The organism is Curtobacterium sp. MCSS17_006 (assembly GCF_003234215.1).
GTDB lineage: Bacteria > Actinomycetota > Actinomycetes > Actinomycetales > Microbacteriaceae > Curtobacterium > Curtobacterium flaccumfaciens.
In genome coordinates this window covers 61944-77913 of sequence record NZ_QKSO01000003.1, presented here as the reverse complement: position 1 = coordinate 77913, position 15970 = coordinate 61944, and the positions used below count along the sequence as shown (strand labels likewise).

The window sequence follows — 15970 nt, the reverse complement described above, 5'->3', positions numbered from 1 at the left end:
CTGCGCCGCCACGCTGTGGTGCACCGCGGACGACCACGCGTCGCCGTCGTGAGCCTGTCGCAGGGCACCCGGCCGGACGACCTGCGCCGCGGGCTGGACAGCGTGCTCGCGCAGCAGGACGTCGAGCTCGACGTCGTCTGCGTCGGCAACGGCTGGGCGCCGACCGGGCTGCCGGACGGCGTTCGGGCGCTGTCCCTGCCCGAGAACGTCGGGATCCCGGCCGGGCGCAACGCCGGGGCCGAGGTCGTCGACGGCGACTACGTGTTCTTCCTCGACGACGATGCGTCGGTGCCGTCGCCGACGTTCCTGCGCGACGCGATCGCGGTGTTCGAGCACGATCCGTCGCTCGGCCTCGTGCAGCCGCGGGTCGTCGACCCCACTGGCGCCGCGAACCCCCGCCGGTGGGTGCCGCGGATCCGGAAGGGCGAGCCGGACCACTCGTCGCCGGTCTTCTCGGTCTGGGAAGGCGCCGTCGTGCTGCCGATGGACGTGTACCGGGCCGTCGGCGGCTGGGGTGCCGAGTACTTCTACGCCCACGAGGGCATCGAGCTCGCCTGGCGCGTCTGGGACGCCGGCCGTCGGACCTGGTACGCCGGGGACCTCGTCGCGCACCACCCCGCGATCGACCCGGCGCGGCACACCGAGTACTACCGGTTGAACGCCCGGAACCGGGTGTGGCTCGCTCGGCGCAACCTGCCGACGGTGCTGCGACCGCTGTACGTGGGGTCGTGGGCCGCGATCCAGATCGCGCGCTGGTGGCGTCACCCCCGCCGACTGGCCACCTGGTTCGGTGGGATCCGTGAAGGATGGACGACCGACTGCGGTCCGGTCCGCCCGATGGGCTGGCTCACAGTCGCACGGATGACCATCGCAGGGCGGCCGCCGGTCGTCTGACCCGCCCGCCCCGTACCGCCCGAGCAGACCCGGAGAACGACCATGTCGATCATCAGCGACCTGCGGACCGCACTGCGGCTCGTCGAGCGACTCCTGACGTCGCGCCGGAGCCGGCGGCAGCTCGCACAGCGACTGCCGTCCGCGCCGAAGCCGACGCCCGGTTCGGTCGAGATCGCCGTGTACTTCGCCGACGGTCCGGTCAACATGTACCAGGTGCGCCAGTGGTACGCGCCGCTGGCCGAACTCGCGAAGACGCACCCGGTGGCGATCGTCTCGCGGAGCCCGGGCACCATGCTGACCCTGCTCGACGAGTCGCCCGTGCCCGCGGTCTACGCCCGGCAGGTGGTCGACCTCGAGCACTTCGTCGACACCCAGGCGCCGAAGGTGGTGCTGTACGTCAACCAGAACGCCCGCAACTTCCAGATGATGCGGTACGGGCGGATGTGGCACGTCTTCGTCAACCACGGCGAGAGCGACAAGATGTACATGACCACGAACCAGTTCAAGGCGTACGACTACGCCCTGATCGCGGGGGACGCAGCACGCGATCGGCTGGCCGAGGCGCTGTGGGACTACGACCTGGACGCCCGGACCATCGCGATCGGACGCCCGCAGGCCGACCACTTCGCCGGAGCGGCCCCGTACCCGGACGACGACCGGACCGTCGTGCTCTACGCCCCGACGTGGGAGGGCGACCGCGGTGCCGCAGCGTACGGGTCGATCGCGTCGCACGGCACGGTCATCGCCGAGCAGGTGCTGGCGTCGCCCCGCCACCGCCTGGTCTACCGCCCGCACCCGCGCAGTGGGGTGCTCGACCCGGCGTACCGCGCGGCGCACGAGCGGATCGTCGCGGCGATCAGCGCGGCCAACGCCGCCGACCCCGCCGCGCACCACCTGTACGACGACGGCGGTGACCTCGGCTGGCAGTTGGCGGACGCCGACGTGGCGATCACCGACATCAGCGCGATGATCTACGACCGGCTGGCGGTCGGCAAGCCGCTCATCGTCACGCGGCCGGTCTCGCCCGAGGCCGACGTCGACGAGCGGGGCTACCTGAGCGACGCGAACTGGCTGACCGCGGCCGACGCCCCGTCGGTGCTCGCCCGTGTCGACGCGGCCGCGAGCGACGCCGAGGAGCTCGCACGCCTGCAGCACTGGGTCGCACGGTACTTCGGCGACACGACCCCGGGTGCCGCCACGGAGCGGTTCCACGAGGCCGTGGAGTGGCTGCTCGAGCGGTGGCGGACCGTCGCGGCCGAACGCGACGGGCGCTGACGGCCGGTCGTCACCCCGGGTGCTCCGTGGCGCGGGTCGGCGCAGGGTCACGGTTGGAGCCCCGGCCCGACGAGCGACATCCGCCAGAGGTACTCGGACCGGTCGGGCCGACGCCACCGCACGATGACGACACCCGTGTCCTCGGGGTCGGCGCCGAACACCGCCAGCGACAACGACCTGCCCGGGTCGAGGCGGCGCACCGCGAGCGGCGGGCAGTAGCCGTTGCCCAGATGGGTGAGGGAGAGCCCGTCGACCGGCTCGGGGCCGGTGTTGACGAGGTCGTACCGACGCGGTGCGTGCGATCGGTCGACGGCGAACGGGACGGCGTACGCGGTTGGTGGGTGGTGCATGGGTGGAACGCTAGGGGGAGGGTCCGACGGCGGGACCCCGGGGGCGCGCACGAGGGCCGGGGCTGTGGAGGGAGCCAGCGATACCGGTGTTGGTGCAGGGGGAGTACCCCGGCCGGTCAGGAGCCGTAGTCGGCCGCGTACCGGGCCAGTGCGGCCTCGATGGTGCCGTCGAGCTGCAGACGACCCTTGTCGAGGTAGAGCCCCCGGTCGCAGAAGCGACGGAGGTCCTTGTCGCTGTGGGAGACGAAGAACAGCGTCCGGCCGCCGGCCAGGAGCTGCTCGATCCGCTTGTAGCACTTCTCGCGGAAGGCCTTGTCGCCGACCGCCAGCACTTCGTCGACCAGAATGACCGGTTCGTCGAGCCGCGAGATCACCGCGAACGCGATACGGACCTTCATGCCGCTCGACAGGTGCTTGTAGGGGGTGTCCACGAAGTCGGCGATCTCGGCGAAGTCGATGATCTCGTCGAAGGCGTCGCGGATCTCGGCCCGTGACATGCCGTGCAGGCCCGCCGTCAGGTACACGTTGTCGCGCACCGTGAGGTCCCCGACGAAGCCACCGGTGATCTCGATGAGCGGGGCGACGCCGGCACCCACGTCGACGCGGCCCTCGTCGGGCAGCATGACCTGCGCCACGAGCTTCAGCAGGGTCGACTTGCCCTGTCCGTTCCGCCCCACGACGCCGATCGCCTCGCCCGGGCGGACGTCGAACGACACGTTGCGGAGCGCCCAGAACTCATCGGCACGCTTGCGGCGCCCGCGTCCGGCGAACAGGTCCTTGAAGTTCCGGCTCGCGCGACGGTTGCGCTTGAAGCAGATACCGGCGTCGCGCACCGAGATGACCGGTGCGACGGTCTCGGTGCGACGGGTCTGGTCGGTCGCGGTCATCACAGCTCCTTCAGCACGCGGTGCTCGCTGCGGCGGAACACCGCGAACCCGATCACCAGGACGATGCCGGTCACGACCACCGAGGCGCCGACCTCGAGCCAGTCGAGCTGGCTGGGGAAGAACGCCGCGCGGTACATGCCGAAGATGCCGGTGAGCGGGTTGATCGCGGCGATGTCGCGCAGGGCGGAGGGCAGCGCGTGCGTGCCGTAGATGATGGGGGACGCGTAGAACAGGAATCGCAGCACGAGCTTGGTGGCGCGCTCAAGGTCGCGGAAGAAGACCACGAGCGGCGCGACGATGAGGCCCAGGCCGTAGACCAGCGCGCACTGCAGCACGATCGCCAGCGGGAAGAACACGACCTGCCAGTGCAGGTGGGCGCCCGTCGCGATCGCGAAGGCCGCCAGGACCGGCAGGCTCAGCAGGAACTCGATGCCCTTCGACGCGATGATCCGAGCGACCCAGATGGTGCGGGGGATCGTGGTCGAACGGATGAGCTTCGATTCCTTGATGAACGCCCGGGTGGAGTCCGAGACACCGCCGGTGAACCACATCCACGGCAGCAGCGCGGACAGCAGGAACACGATGTACGGATCCTCACCGACCGAGCCGCGGTGGAAGACCTGCGTGAAGACGAACCAGTAGATCCCCGACATCACGAGCGGGTCGAGGATCGACCACACGTAGCCGAGCGCCGACGTCGAGTAGCGGACCCGGAGGTCGCGGATGGTCAGCAACCACAGGGCCTGACGATAGCGCCGACCGGCGCTTCGGGCCTTCGCGGGTGCGGGAGCCACGGGCGCGGTCGGCGCACTCGCTGTGGTCACGGTTTCCCTCCGGGCGGAACCGCCGAGGGGGTCCTGACGGTGGTTCAGGCGAACAGGTTGTTCGCGCGCTCGAGGTCCTCGGCGAAGTCGATCTCGACCGCGTACAGGTCGGAGATGTCAATCGGCGTCCAGCGTAGCCCGTCCTCGGCGATGGCAGCTTCGATGCCGCCCTCGAAGTACTCCTGGTCGTCGACGCGCCCGAGCTGGCGGATGAGGGCCTGCTTGTCGGCGGCGGAGACGTAGTTGATGCCGACGGCTTCGCCGAGACCCCCGACGACCTGCTTGGAGAGCTTGTGGATGAAGCCCTCGGCGTCGACGGTGTACTTGACCTCTTCGTCGGAGACCTTGTCGGTGTTGACGCTGACGAAGGAACGGCCCTCGTCGATCATGTCGGCCGCACGGACGAGCGCCATCGGGTCGAAGACCACGTCGCCGTTCATCCAGAGGACACCGCTCTTGCCGGTGGCCTTGAGGGCGCGCAGCAGGCTCTTCGAGGTGTTGGTGGAGTCGTAGGACTCGTTGTAGACGAAGTTCGCTTCGGGGAACGCCTCGACGATGTGCTCCGACTTGTAGCCGACGACGATCGTCACGCGGGCGCTCGAACCGAACGCGGCGCGGATGTTGTCGAACTGCTGCTGCATGATGGTGCGGCCGTCACTGAGCTCCGTGAGCGGCTTCGGCAGGCTGCGGCCGAGACGGCTGCCCATCCCCGCTGCGAGGATCACGATCTGCGTGGTCATGCTGGTCCCTTCTGGTGTCCGCCCGCGCACCCTGGGGTACGGGCGGGCCTCGTCGAGTCTGCGCTTCCAACGTCCGAGTTGCCCGAGAACCGGTCGCGTCGACGTGGTCGTCGCAGCGAGGAGGCTGCCGGGATCGCCTGCTGGAGCAGGTTTCCAAGTGGTGAACACTCCTTCGTGCCCTGGTGAATGATACGGAAACACCCCCTCGCGGGGTACGGGTCTGCGTGCTTCGTACTCAATTCGTGACCCTGGCCGAGACGGTTCCCGACGGTCGGAGAGCGTTGGTACGGTGGGTCGATGCCAGCGCGAGCAGAGAACGAGGACGTGTACGCCACGGCCGACGCTGCCTGGATGACCGAGGCGGGGGACGCCGACGACGCGGACACCGCCGCGGCTGCTGAGGACGACGCAGCCGACGACGACACGGGGGACACTGATGCGGACGACGCCGCCACTGATGACGCGATGACCGACGGGACGGCCGTCCGCACCGACGCGACGACTGCGACCCACTCGGACGACGCGACGACCGGCACCGACGCGACGCCCGCCACCGACGCAACGACGGGCACCGACGCGACGACCGAGACCCGCACGGACGACGCGACGACGGACACCCGCATCGACGACACGACGGCCGCAGCGCCCCGCCCCGCGAAGGCGCGCAACGGCAAGGGACGCACCAAGCGCCCGACGAAGGCCGCCCCGCGGACCGACGCCGCGCCTCCCGTCCCGACCGACGCGGACGACGCGACGGACGTCGCCGACCGGGCGAGCACCGCCCCGCCCGCGGCGAAGAAGCGTGCGCCCCGCACCGCCGCCCCGAAGCAGCCGCAGACGCTCCAGCCCGTCGTGCTCGCGGCGAGCGGCCTGGTCAAGCACTACGGGCAGACCCTGGCCGTCGACGAGGTCGACCTCGAGATCCGGCAGGGCTCCATCTTCGGCGTGGTCGGCCCGAACGGCGCCGGCAAGACGACGACCCTCTCCATGATCACCGGACTGCTGCGTCCCGACGCCGGCTCGGTGACGGTGCTCGACCACGACGTCTGGGCCGACCCGACGGCGGCGAAGCGCAGTCTCGGTGTGCTGCCGGACCGGCTCCGCCTGTTCGACCGGTTGACCGGCGCGCAGCTCCTCTACTACTCGGCCACACTCCGCGGGCTCGACGGGACCACCGCCCGGAAGCGCAGCGCCGACCTCGCCGAGGCCTTCGGGCTGGGCGAGGCGCTGGGCCGCCAGGTCGCCGACTACTCGGTCGGCATGGCGAAGAAGATCGCCCTGGCCGCGACGCTGATCCACTCGCCGCGGGTGCTCGTGCTCGACGAGCCGTTCGAGTCGGTCGACCCGGTGAGTGCGGCGACGATCACGGACATCCTGCGCCGGTACACCCGGGGCGGCGGCACGGTCGTGCTGTCCAGCCACTCCATGGAGCTCGTGCAGCGCACCTGTGACTCGGTCGCCATCATCGTCGGCGGCAAGGTCCTGGCGTCCGGCACCATGGCCCAGGTCCGCGGGCGCAAGAGCCTCGAGGACAAGTTCGTCGAACTCGCCGGCGGTCGTGTCGTCGCGGAGAGCATGGAATGGTTGCACAGCTTCTCCGGCTGAGGGCGGACCTGCTCGCGGGCGAGGTCCGCGGCACCGCCCGCCGGTCCGTCGCCGTCGTGCTCGCCAGCCTCGTCGGACTCCTCGCCGCCGTGTTCGTCGCGTCGCAGACCATCGCCCTCGGTGACGCCGATCCGGACGTCGCGCGTGCCGTCATCGTGCCCGTCGGCACCCTGATCACCTTCGGGTTCACGGTCGTGCCGCTCGTCGTCGGGCGGAGCGACCAGCTCGACCCGCGGCGTTTCGCGGTCTTCGGCATCGAGCGCCGTCGCCTGGCGATCGGACTCGTCGTCGCCGGACTCGTCGGCGTCCCGGTGATCGGTGTGGTCGTCGTCGCGGTCGGCCAGGTCGTCGCCTGGGCCCGCGACCCCGGTCTCGGGCTGCTCGCAGTGCTCGGCGGGCTCCTCGGCGTCGCCACGTGCGCGCTCCTGATCCGGGTCTGCTGCACCGTCGGCTCCCGGCTGATCGGGCCGGACCGCTCCCGCGACGCCGGGTGGCTGGTGGCGCTCGTCATCATCGCGCTCTCGATCCCGACGGTGGCGCTGCTGCTGCGCGTCGACTGGCTCGACCCGCAGGGCGCGGAAATGCAGCGCGTCGCGGACGTCGCCGGGTGGACCCCGTGGGGTGCCGCGTGGGCCGTGCCCGCCGAGGTCGCGAGCGGCCACGTCGGCGCCGGTGTCCTGAAGCTCCTCGTCGCGGTCGCCGTCGTCGCGCTCCTCGCCTGGGCGTGGTGGGCACTCGTCGGCCGTGCGCTCGAGACCGTCGACGACCGTGCCCGCACCCGCCGCTACCAGGGCCTGGGCTGGTTCGACCGGTTCGGTTCGGCCCCGGTGTCGGCCGTCGCTGCCCGGGCGCTCACCTACTGGGTCCGCGATCCGCGGTACCGCACGTCGTACCTCATCATCCTGCTCGTGCCGATCGTCGTCATCCCGCTCGGTGTCGCCGGGGTGCCGTGGCAGTGGACCGCGCTCGTGCCGCTGCCGCTGATGGCGTTGATCGCCGGGTTCCTGCCGCACAACGACGTCTCGTACGACAACACCGCCGTGTGGCTGCACGTCGCCTCGGGTGCGCCCGGGTGGAGCGACCGGCTCGGTCGTGTCGTGCCCGTGCTGGTCGTGGGAGCGCCCGCGATCGTCGCCGGGGCCGCGCTGTCCGCCCGGCTGTTCGGAGACTGGGCCGCGTTCCCGCTGCTCATCGGCGTGAGTGCGAGCGCGCTGCTGTCCGGGCTCGGGTTGTCGAGCGTCCTGTCCGTGCTCATGCCCTACCCGACGGTGCGCCCGGGCGACCACCCCTTCCAGCAGCCCCAGGCCGCCGGCGTCACCGCCACCGTCGCGCAGGCGTCCATGGTGATCGGCATCGTGCTCTGCACGGTCCCCGCAGCCTGCCTCGCGGTGCTCGCCGTCGTGCAGGGTCCGGAGCCCTGGTCGGTGCTGACGCTCCTGGTGGGCATCGGGGTCGGTGCCGTCGTGCTCGTGATCGGTGTCTCCGCCGGCGGACGCCTGTTCGACCGCCGCGGACCCGACCTGCTCGCCGCGGCGCAGCGCAACTAGCGACACAGCGCAACGAGCGGCACAGCGCAACGAGCGGCGCAGCGCACCGAGCACCGAGCGACTCCGCGCGACGATCGCCCAGCGCGGACGAGCGGCGCGCCCGAGGGCGGACCGTCGTACCCTGGACCCATGAGCATGACGGAACCAGGCGGCGGCCTCGACGTGATGGACCGGGAGCTCGAGAAGCTCCTCGAAGACGAAGCGATCGAACCCGGTGACCACGAGCGGTTCTCGCACTACGTCAAGAAGGACAAGATCCTGCAGTCGGCCCTGTCCGGCAAGCCGGTCAAGGCCCTGTGCGGCAAGAAGTGGATCCCGGGTCGCGACCCGGAGAAGTTCCCGGTCTGCCCGGACTGCAAGGCCATCTACGAGAAGATGAAGGCCGAGTAGCCGCGACCAGCAGACGGACGGGAGGCCCGTGGCGACGCCGCCACGGGCCTCCCGTCCGTCCGTCGGTCGCTTCGTGAGCAGCAATGGTCGCGTCCCTCACGCAGACCCGACCATTGCTGCTCACGAAGCGGCGTCGCGTGACGCGCGCGCCACGCGCGCGTGCGTGCGCCCTAGATCACCAGGGTGGGGATGGCGGGGTCGCCGCGCCCGATGCGTGACGCGTCGGCGGGCAGCTCCGCCTTCGCGCGCTTGTGGTGTGCTCGTGCGGCCTCGACGCCCTGCGTGCCGAGGAACGCCGGGTCGACCTCGCCGCCGGTGACCACGGGGACCAGCAGCGGCCGCTCGTCCGGCCCGACCTGCGCACCCGTGAGCACGATCTCGGCGGTCGCGACGCCGTTGCGGAGTCGTCGGCCGGCCTCCTTCCGGCCGCCGATCGACGCCTTGTCGGCGGACTTCTTGGCGACGGGGACCCAGTCGCCGCCGTCCGCGTCCCGGTGCGCGACGAGCTTGAACACCATGCCGGCGGCCGGGTGCCCGGAGCCGGAGACGACCGAGGTGCCGACGCCGTACGAGTCGACCGGGGCGGCTCGGAGCGCGGCGATCGTGTACTCGTCGAGGTCGTTCGTCACCGTGATCTTCGTGCCCGTCGCGCCGAGGCGGTCGAGCTGTGCACGCACGGCGGCGACGACGGACGGCAGGTCGCCGCTGTCGATCCGGACGCCGCCGAGCTTGCCGTCGGTGAGCCGGACTGCCGTCTCGACCGCGGCCTCGATGTCGTAGGTGTCGACGAGCAGGGTCGTGCCGTTGCCGAGCGCGTCGAGCTGCGACCGGAACGCCTGCTCCTCGGAGTCGTGCAGCAGCGTGAAGGCGTGCGCGGCGGTGCCCATCGTGGGGATGCCCCAGGTGCGGCCGGCCTCGAGGTTGCTCGTCGCACCGAAGCCGGCGATGTACGCGGCACGGGCGGCGGCGACGGCGTTCCACTCGCCGGTGCGGCGGGAGCCCATCTCGGCGAGCGGGCGGCCGTCGGCGGCGGACACCATCCGGGCGGCGGCCGAGGCGATCGCGGAGTCCGCGTTGAAGATGCTCAGGGCGAGGGTCTCGAGCACGACGGCCTCGGCGAAGGTGCCCTCGATCTGCAGGATGGGGGAGTTCGGGAAGTAGACCTCGCCCTCCCGGTAGGCGCGGACGTCGCCGCTGAACCGGTAGTCGGCGAGCCACGCGGCGGTGCCGGCGTCGATGACACCGCGGTCGCGCAGGAACCCGATCTCATCGTCGCCGAAGCGGAAGTCGCCGAGGGCGGTGAGGAAGCGTCCGAGCCCGGCCGCGACGCCGTAGCGGCGGCCGTCCGGCAGCCGCCGGGCGAACACCTCGAAGACGCATCGGCGGTCGGCGGTGCCGTCCTTCAGGGCGGCGTCCACCATGGTGAGCTCGTACTGGTCGGTGAGGAGCGCGCTGGTCACGTCTCCGACACTAGTGACGTGACGGTGGGGAGGCCCGGATCACCCCGTGCGCCCGGCCTGCGTGGCGCGCGTGGTCGCGTCGGTGCTGGTCGGCCTGCGTCGGTACGCTGGTGCCGTGACGGATGCACCGATCGGAGTCTTCGACAGCGGGGTCGGCGGCCTCACCGTGGCCCGCGCCATCATCGACCAGCTCCCGCGCGAGAGCATCCGGTACGTCGGCGACACCGTGCACTCGCCCTACGGCCCGAAGCCCATCGCCGACGTCCGCCGGTACGCGCTCGAGGTCATGGACGACCTGGTCGAGCAGGGCGTGAAGGCGCTCGTGATCGCGTGCAACACCGCCTCGTCCGCCGTGCTCCGCGACGCCCGCGAACGGTACGAGCAGGCGTACGGCATCCCCGTCGTCGAGGTCATCCAGCCCGCGGCCCGCGCCGCCGTCAAGCAGACCCGGACGGGCCGCGTCGGGGTGATCGGCACCGTCGGCACCATCGCGTCGCGCGCCTACGAGGACGCCTTCGCGGTCGCCGCCGACGTCACGCTGACCACCGCCGCGTGCCCCCGGTTCGTCGAGTTCGTCGAGGCCGGGGACACCTCGTCGCCGTCGCTGCGCGAGATCGCGGCCGGCTACCTCGACCCGATCCGTGCCGCCGACGTCGACACCCTCGTGCTCGGCTGCACCCACTACCCGCTCATGTCCGCCGCGATCCAGTTCGTCATGGGTCCGGAGGTCACGCTCGTCTCCAGCGCCGAGGAGACCGCGAACGACGTCTACCGCCGGCTCGTGGAGCACGGGCTCGAGCGCACCGCGCCCACCGCCCCGACCTACTCGTTCGAGGCGACGGGCGACGACAAGAACGGCTTCATCCGGCTCGCCCGGCGCTTCCTCGGTCCCGAGGTCTCGAGCGTCGGCCACCTCCAGACGGGGGCCATCACGCTGCCCCGCACCGAAAGGACCCCATGACCGACACCCTCCGCGTCGACGGCCGTACCGCCACCGACCACCGTCCCGTCACCATCGAGCGGGGGTGGAGCACGCAGGCCGAGGGCAGCGCGCTCATCTCCTTCGGCAACACCAAGGTGCTCTGCACCGCGTCGTTCACCAACGGCGTGCCCCGCTGGCTCGCCGGCAAGGGCACCGGGTGGGTCACCGCCGAGTACTCGATGCTGCCGCGGTCGACGAACGAGCGCATGCAGCGCGAGTCCATCAAGGGCAAGGTCGGCGGCCGCACCCACGAGATCTCCCGCCTGATCGGTCGTTCGCTCCGCGCCGTCGTCGACACGAAGGCCCTGGGCGAGAACACCCTGGTCATCGACTGCGACGTGCTGCAGGCCGACGGCGGCACCCGCACGGCGTCGATCACGGGCGCGTACGTGGCGATGGCCGACGCGATCGAGTGGGGCCGCGCCAAGGGCTTCATCGCGAAGAAGGCCACCCCGCTCACCGACAGCGTGCAGGCGATCTCGGTCGGCATCGTCAAGGGGGAGCCGATGCTCGACCTCGCCTACACCGAGGACTCCGCCGCCGACACCGACATGAACATCGTCACGACGGGCTCGGGCAAGTTCATCGAGGTGCAGGGCACCGCCGAGCACGCGCCGTTCGACCGTGACGAGCTGAACGTCCTGCTGGACCTCGGCCTGGCCGGCAACCAGTCGCTCGCGGCGATCCAGCGTTCGGTCCTGGGTCTGGCGTGACGTCCCGCGAGGTGGTGCTGGCCACCCACAACCAGGGCAAGGTCGTCGAACTGCGCGAGATCCTCGGGTCGGCGCTGGGCGAGGGTGTCGAACTCGTCGGGTACGACGGCCCCGAGCCGGTCGAGGACGGCGACAGCTACGCCGCGAACGCCCTGATCAAGGCGCGTGCCGCGGTCGCCCACACGGGGCTGCCGGCGCTCGCCGACGACTCCGGGATCGCGGTCGACGCCCTCGGGGGCGCACCGGGCATCCACTCGGCCCGCTACGCCGGTACCCGCTCGGACGCCGACAACATCGCGCTGCTGCTCACGAACCTGCAGGGCGTCGTCGAGCGGACCGCCGCGTTCGTGTGCGCTGCCGCCTTCGTGACGCCCGACGGTCAGGAGCACGTCGTCGAGGCGGTCTGGAACGGCGAGGTGCTGACCGAGCCCGTCGGTGACGGCGGGCACGGCTACGACCCGGTGTTCCGGCCGGACGACGCCGACCGCTCGTCGGCGGAGCTCACCCGCGACGAGAAGAACGCCCTGTCGCACCGCAGCAAGGCGTTCCGCGGGATCGCGCCGATCGTGCGGGAGCACTTCGGGGTCTGAGTGCCCGCGCTCTTCCCGTTCCGCACAACCGCAGTCGCCCCGAACCACGTGATCGCGTGGTCCGGGGCGACTTTGGTTGTGCGCCGGTGCTGCGGCTAGAGCGTCGGGTCGACGGTCGGGGCCGTGGTGGCCTCGGCCTCGTTCGTGTGCTTCGCCTTGCGGGCGTTGCGCAGGTACGTCAGCGCCATCGGCACGACGGTCACGACGACCGCGGCGAGCAGGATGATGTCGATGTACTCGCGGACGATGTGCGCCACGAAGGGGATGTGCCCGATGAAGTACCCGAGGAACGTCACGCCGACGCCCCAGACCACGGCGCCGATCGCGTTGTAGAGCGAGTACTTCTTGTAGTCCATCCGGCCGACGCCCGCGGCGATCGGGGCGAAGGTGCGGACGACCGGCACGAAGCGCGCCAGGATCACGGCCAGGGGGCCGAAGCGGTGGAAGAACGCGTTGGTGCGCTCGACGTTCGCCTTCGAGAAGAGCCCGCTGTCCTTGCGCTCGAAGATCGGGGGCCCGGCCTTCTTGCCGATGTAGTACCCGAGCTCGCCGCCGAGGAACGCGGCGGCGCCGATCATCAGTGCCGCGACCCAGATCGGGATGCCGCCGATCTCGCCACCGCGGTCGAAGGCGAACAGGCCGGTGATGACCAGCAGGCTGTCGCCCGGGAAGATGAAGCCGATGAGCAGACCGGTCTCGGCGAACACGATCGCGCAGACCACGAGCACGGCGATGGCCCCGAAGTGGTCGAGGATGTACTGCGGATCGAGCCACGGGATCAGGGCGAGTGCGACGGAGTGCATGCTTCTTCCGGTCGTGGAGCGGGAGTCACGGGGAGGACTCCCGCGGGATGAGGGTACCGCCCGGAAGTGACCGGGCCATCCCTCGCAGGGTTGACCTGCACGAGGCGTGCGGATGACCGCAACGGTGCGCCAGGAGGGACTCGGTGCGGAAGGAGGGACTCGAACCCTCACGCCTGGGGCACAGGAACCTAAATCCTGCGTGTCTACCGATTCCACCACTCCCGCGAGCAGCGGCAGTCTACCGAGCGCGGGGTGCGGGGCGGACGTGCGCCGGGCCTCCAGACCGTGGGACGCACCGTGCGCGGGACGTGACCCGGTGCGAGGAACTGGACGTGGTGCGGGGCTGGCCGAGTGCCACCGAGTACGGAACCTCGCACGGGACGGCAGCGCGTCAGCGCAGCGGGCGCGGCAGGTACCGGGGCACGTACCGGAGCAGGATGCCCGCGCCGACCAGGCCGAGCACGCCCATCACCCCGCTCGCGACGGCGATGGACGCGACGGCGGTCACGCCGGAGATGAGGAGCGGCGCGGCCGCCGACCCGAAGTCGCCGGTGAACCGCCAGGCCCCCAGGAACGGTGCCGGGGCGTCGCGCGGTGCGAGGTCCGCGCCGAGCGTCATGAGGATGCCGGAGCCGACCCCGTTGGCCAGGGACATCCCCATCGCGATCGCGACGAACCAGCCGACCCGGGCGTCCAGGTGGCCGCTCCAGGCGAGCAGGAAGTAGCTGATGCTCAGGCCGAGCATGCAGGGCAGGGCGCTCGCGAGGCGTCCCCACCGGTCCATGATCTGCCCGCTCGTGTAGAACAGCGCGAAGTCGACGGCTCCGGCGATGCCGATCACGAGTGCCGCGGTCGAGTCGTCGAGGCCGACGCTCACCGCCCAGAGCGGCAGGATCACCTGCCGCCCGGCGCGCATCGCACCGATCAGGCCGGCGCCGCTGCCGAGCCGCAGCAGGACCGCCCCGTTCGCGCGGATGGTGCGGAAGAGCCCCTGCGCCTCCTGCTGGACGAACTGTGCGCCGGTGTCGGCTGGCGGTTCGATCGGTTGGTCGCTCGCGTCCGTCGTGTGGTCGGCCGACAGCCGGGAGGCCCGTGGCGGCAACCGCAGACCGCGTGTGCCCGTCGCGGGGTCGCGCAGCACCAGGAGCACGGTCGCCGCCGCCAGGCAACAGACGACGTGGATCCAGAAGGCGCTGCTGGTGGTGCCGGTCAGGTGGATGACGCCGGCGGCGATGAACGGGCCGACGAAGTAGCCGAAGCGGAAGACGCCGCCCAGGCTCGACAGTGCCCGGGCCCGGATCCGCAGGGGGATCGCGGTGGTCATGTAGGCGTGCCGGGCGAGGGCGAACACCGCGGTGGAGACACCGACCAGGAACACCCCGAGTGCCAGGACCCAGGCGTTCGCGGCCGTCGTGGCGACGACGAGCCCGACCACGGACACGAGCGCGGCGCCGATCATGGCGTTCCGCTCGCCGATGCGGGCGACGACGATGCCGGACGGCACGTCGCCGATGAGCTCCCCGACCAGGATGAGCGAGGCGACGAAGCCCGCGAACGCCAGGCTGGCACCGAGCGAGTCGGCCGCGATCGGGATGATCGGGATGATCGCGCCCTCACCGATCGCGAAGAGCGCAGCGGGCAGGAACCCGGACAGCAGGACGGACCGGAAGTCGAATGAGTCGTTCCCCGTCGTGGCCATCGCCCGACCAACGGTACGCCAGCGGTACCGCTTCGTCGGCGGGTTACCCTGGACGCATGCGTGTTCTTGCGGCGATGAGCGGTGGTGTCGACTCGGCGGTGGCCGCAGCCCGGGCGGTCGACGCCGGCCACGACGTGGTGGGTGTGCACCTGGCCCTGAGCCGGATGCCCGGCACCCTGCGCACCGGCAGTCGCGGATGCTGCACCATCGAGGACTCGATGGACGCCCAGCGCGCCGCGTCGGCCCTCGGGATCCCGTACTACGTGTGGGACTTCTCGGCCCGGTTCAAGGAGGACGTCGTCGACGACTTCGTGGCCGAGTACCAGGCCGGCCGCACCCCGAACCCCTGCATGCGCTGCAACGAGCGGATCAAGTTCGCGGCGCTGCTCGAGAAGGCACTCGCCCTGGGGTTCGACGCCGTCGCGACCGGGCACTACGCCTCGATCGTCACCGGTCCGGACGGCTCCCGCGAGCTGCACCGGTCGGCCGCGTGGGCGAAGGACCAGTCGTACGTACTCGGAGTCCTGACCGCCGAGCAGCTGCAGCACGCGATGTTCCCGCTCGGCGCGACGCCGTCGAAGGACGAGGTCCGGGCCGAGGCCGCCGAGCGCGGGCTGACGGTCGCCCAGAAGCCGGACTCCTACGACATCTGCTTCATCCCGGACGGCGACACCCGCGGCTGGCTGGCGGACCGCGTCGGCACCGCCCCCGGCGAGGTCGTCGAGCGTGACGGCACGGTCGTCGGCTCGCACGAGGGCGCCACCGGCTACACCGTCGGACAGCGCCGCGGCCTGGCCCTCGGTCGCCCGGCACCGGACGGCAAGCCCCGGTTCGTGCTCGAGATCCGCCCGAAGGACAACACCGTCGTCGTCGGCCCGAAGGAAGCCCTCGCCGTCACCTCGATGTCCGGCTCGCGGTTCACCTGGGCGGGCACTGCCCCGGCCGACCCCGCGACACCGTTCGCCTGCGACGTGCAGATCCGCGCGCACGCCGACCCGGTGCCCGCGACGGCCCGCGTGCAGGACGACGTGCTCGTGATCGACGTCGACGAGCCGCTGCACGGGGTCGCTCCCGGCCAGACGGCCGTGGTCTACGTCGGCACACGGGTGCTCGGCCAGTGCACGATCGACACCACGGTCAGCGCCGTCCCCGTCGACGCCTGACCCCGCCGCTCCCGGGGCACACGCTCGCTGCACGCCGCGTCGGTGGTG

15 protein-coding genes, 1 tRNA gene and 1 pseudogene are annotated in these 15970 nt (G+C 71.4%); 9 read left to right on the top strand and 8 right to left on the bottom strand.

Annotated elements, in window-relative coordinates; genetic code table 11:
• Positions 1-18: 18 nt before the first annotated feature.
• A complete protein-coding gene (locus tag DEJ21_RS04225; RefSeq protein ID WP_111223925.1) occupies positions 19-894 on the top strand; it encodes a glycosyltransferase family 2 protein in 876 nt (291 codons plus the stop codon).
• Between the two features lie 42 nt (positions 895-936).
• Entirely contained in the window at positions 937-2169 is a 1233-nt protein-coding gene (locus DEJ21_RS04220) for a CDP-glycerol glycerophosphotransferase family protein (RefSeq protein WP_111029536.1), read from the top strand.
• Between the two features lie 47 nt (positions 2170-2216).
• On the opposite strand, the gene DEJ21_RS04215 is transcribed toward DEJ21_RS04220, so the two are convergent.
• The 4 genes from DEJ21_RS04215 to DEJ21_RS04200 all read right to left on the bottom strand — a co-directional run bounded on the left by DEJ21_RS04215 (position 2217) and on the right by DEJ21_RS04200 (position 4970).
• Positions 2217-2519: a hypothetical protein gene (locus DEJ21_RS04215; protein ID WP_071405447.1), complete on the bottom strand. Its 303-nt coding sequence runs from the start codon at positions 2517-2519 to the stop codon at positions 2217-2219.
• A 116-nt stretch (positions 2520-2635) separates the two neighbouring features.
• Complete coding sequence (locus tag DEJ21_RS04210; protein ID WP_071405446.1) at positions 2636-3406, bottom strand: ABC transporter ATP-binding protein; 771 nt, start codon at positions 3404-3406, stop codon at positions 2636-2638.
• A complete protein-coding gene (locus tag DEJ21_RS04205) occupies positions 3406-4230 on the bottom strand; it encodes an ABC transporter permease (RefSeq protein ID WP_258374874.1) in 825 nt (274 codons plus the stop codon). The genes DEJ21_RS04210 and DEJ21_RS04205 overlap by 1 nt, the downstream gene beginning before the upstream one ends.
• Before the next feature lie 44 nt (positions 4231-4274).
• Entirely contained in the window at positions 4275-4970 is a 696-nt protein-coding gene (locus DEJ21_RS04200) for an NTP transferase domain-containing protein (RefSeq protein WP_017887019.1), read from the bottom strand.
• A 297-nt stretch (positions 4971-5267) separates the two neighbouring features.
• Between DEJ21_RS04200 and DEJ21_RS04195 the strand changes: the two genes are divergently transcribed.
• From DEJ21_RS04195 to DEJ21_RS04185, 3 genes are all read left to right on the top strand, one after another.
• The gene (locus DEJ21_RS04195; RefSeq protein ID WP_258374873.1) at positions 5268-6575 is read left to right on the top strand and encodes an ABC transporter ATP-binding protein; all 1308 of its coding nucleotides are present in this window, start codon (positions 5268-5270) and stop codon (positions 6573-6575) included.
• Entirely contained in the window at positions 6551-8122 is a 1572-nt protein-coding gene (locus tag DEJ21_RS04190) for an ABC transporter permease (protein ID WP_111223808.1), read from the top strand. The genes DEJ21_RS04195 and DEJ21_RS04190 overlap by 25 nt, the downstream gene beginning before the upstream one ends.
• 129 nt (positions 8123-8251) lie before the next feature.
• Positions 8252-8512 (top strand): DUF3039 domain-containing protein, encoded by a 261-nt coding sequence (locus tag DEJ21_RS04185; protein ID WP_099051947.1) that lies wholly within the window; start codon positions 8252-8254, stop codon positions 8510-8512.
• A 170-nt stretch (positions 8513-8682) separates the two neighbouring features.
• On the opposite strand, the pseudogene DEJ21_RS04180 reads toward DEJ21_RS04185, so the two are convergent.
• Positions 8683-9975: pseudogene (locus DEJ21_RS04180) on the bottom strand (nicotinate phosphoribosyltransferase); the annotation flags it as partial.
• 112 nt (positions 9976-10087) lie between these two features.
• On the opposite strand from DEJ21_RS04180, the gene murI reads away from it, so the two are divergent.
• From murI to rdgB, 3 genes are read left to right on the top strand one after another with little or no spacing between them, the layout of a single operon-like run.
• Entirely contained in the window at positions 10088-10933 is an 846-nt protein-coding gene (murI, locus tag DEJ21_RS04175) for a glutamate racemase (protein ID WP_111223924.1), read from the top strand.
• Positions 10930-11667 carry a ribonuclease PH gene (gene rph / locus DEJ21_RS04170; RefSeq protein WP_111223806.1) on the top strand — a complete coding sequence of 246 codons (738 nt, stop codon included), beginning with the start codon at positions 10930-10932 and terminating at the stop codon, positions 11665-11667. Before murI ends, rph begins: the two co-directional genes overlap by 4 nt.
• The gene (rdgB, locus tag DEJ21_RS04165) at positions 11664-12257 is read left to right on the top strand and encodes an RdgB/HAM1 family non-canonical purine NTP pyrophosphatase (RefSeq protein ID WP_027464602.1); all 594 of its coding nucleotides are present in this window, start codon (positions 11664-11666) and stop codon (positions 12255-12257) included. Before rph ends, rdgB begins: the two co-directional genes overlap by 4 nt.
• A 95-nt stretch (positions 12258-12352) precedes the next feature.
• Here the strand turns inward: rdgB and DEJ21_RS04160 are convergent, their stop codons facing one another.
• The 3 genes from DEJ21_RS04160 to DEJ21_RS04150 all read right to left on the bottom strand — a co-directional run bounded on the left by DEJ21_RS04160 (position 12353) and on the right by DEJ21_RS04150 (position 14759).
• The gene (locus DEJ21_RS04160; RefSeq protein WP_027464603.1) at positions 12353-13060 is read right to left on the bottom strand and encodes a DedA family protein; all 708 of its coding nucleotides are present in this window, start codon (positions 13058-13060) and stop codon (positions 12353-12355) included.
• A 144-nt stretch (positions 13061-13204) separates the two neighbouring features.
• Positions 13205-13285: transfer RNA gene (locus tag DEJ21_RS04155), tRNA-Leu, on the bottom strand.
• Between the two features lie 166 nt (positions 13286-13451).
• Positions 13452-14759, bottom strand: a complete 1308-nt coding sequence (locus tag DEJ21_RS04150) for an MFS transporter (RefSeq protein WP_111223805.1) — start codon at positions 14757-14759, stop codon at positions 13452-13454.
• Positions 14760-14815: 56 nt separating this feature from the next.
• Here DEJ21_RS04150 and mnmA point away from each other — a divergent pair, with 56 nt between their 5' ends.
• Positions 14816-15922: a tRNA 2-thiouridine(34) synthase MnmA gene (mnmA, locus tag DEJ21_RS04145; RefSeq protein WP_031259645.1), complete on the top strand. Its 1107-nt coding sequence runs from the start codon at positions 14816-14818 to the stop codon at positions 15920-15922.
• The last annotated feature ends 48 nt before the right edge of the window (positions 15923-15970 follow it).

Coding starts and splice junctions, on each gene's coding strand:
- DEJ21_RS04150 (WP_111223805.1), bottom strand. CDS start 14,759: ATGGCCACGACGGGGAACGACTCATTCGACTTCCGGTCCGTCCTGCTG.
- rph (WP_111223806.1), top strand. CDS start 10,930: ATGACCGACACCCTCCGCGTCGACGGCCGTACCGCCACCGACCACCGT.
- DEJ21_RS04185 (WP_099051947.1), top strand. CDS start 8,252: ATGAGCATGACGGAACCAGGCGGCGGCCTCGACGTGATGGACCGGGAG.
- DEJ21_RS04215 (WP_071405447.1), bottom strand. CDS start 2,519: ATGCACCACCCACCAACCGCGTACGCCGTCCCGTTCGCCGTCGACCGA.
- DEJ21_RS04190 (WP_111223808.1), top strand. CDS start 6,551: ATGGTTGCACAGCTTCTCCGGCTGAGGGCGGACCTGCTCGCGGGCGAG.
- mnmA (WP_031259645.1), top strand. CDS start 14,816: ATGCGTGTTCTTGCGGCGATGAGCGGTGGTGTCGACTCGGCGGTGGCC.
- DEJ21_RS04160 (WP_027464603.1), bottom strand. CDS start 13,060: ATGCACTCCGTCGCACTCGCCCTGATCCCGTGGCTCGATCCGCAGTAC.
- DEJ21_RS04200 (WP_017887019.1), bottom strand. CDS start 4,970: ATGACCACGCAGATCGTGATCCTCGCAGCGGGGATGGGCAGCCGTCTC.
- DEJ21_RS04195 (WP_258374873.1), top strand. CDS start 5,268: ATGCCAGCGCGAGCAGAGAACGAGGACGTGTACGCCACGGCCGACGCT.
- DEJ21_RS04210 (WP_071405446.1), bottom strand. CDS start 3,406: ATGACCGCGACCGACCAGACCCGTCGCACCGAGACCGTCGCACCGGTC.
- DEJ21_RS04220 (WP_111029536.1), top strand. CDS start 937: ATGTCGATCATCAGCGACCTGCGGACCGCACTGCGGCTCGTCGAGCGA.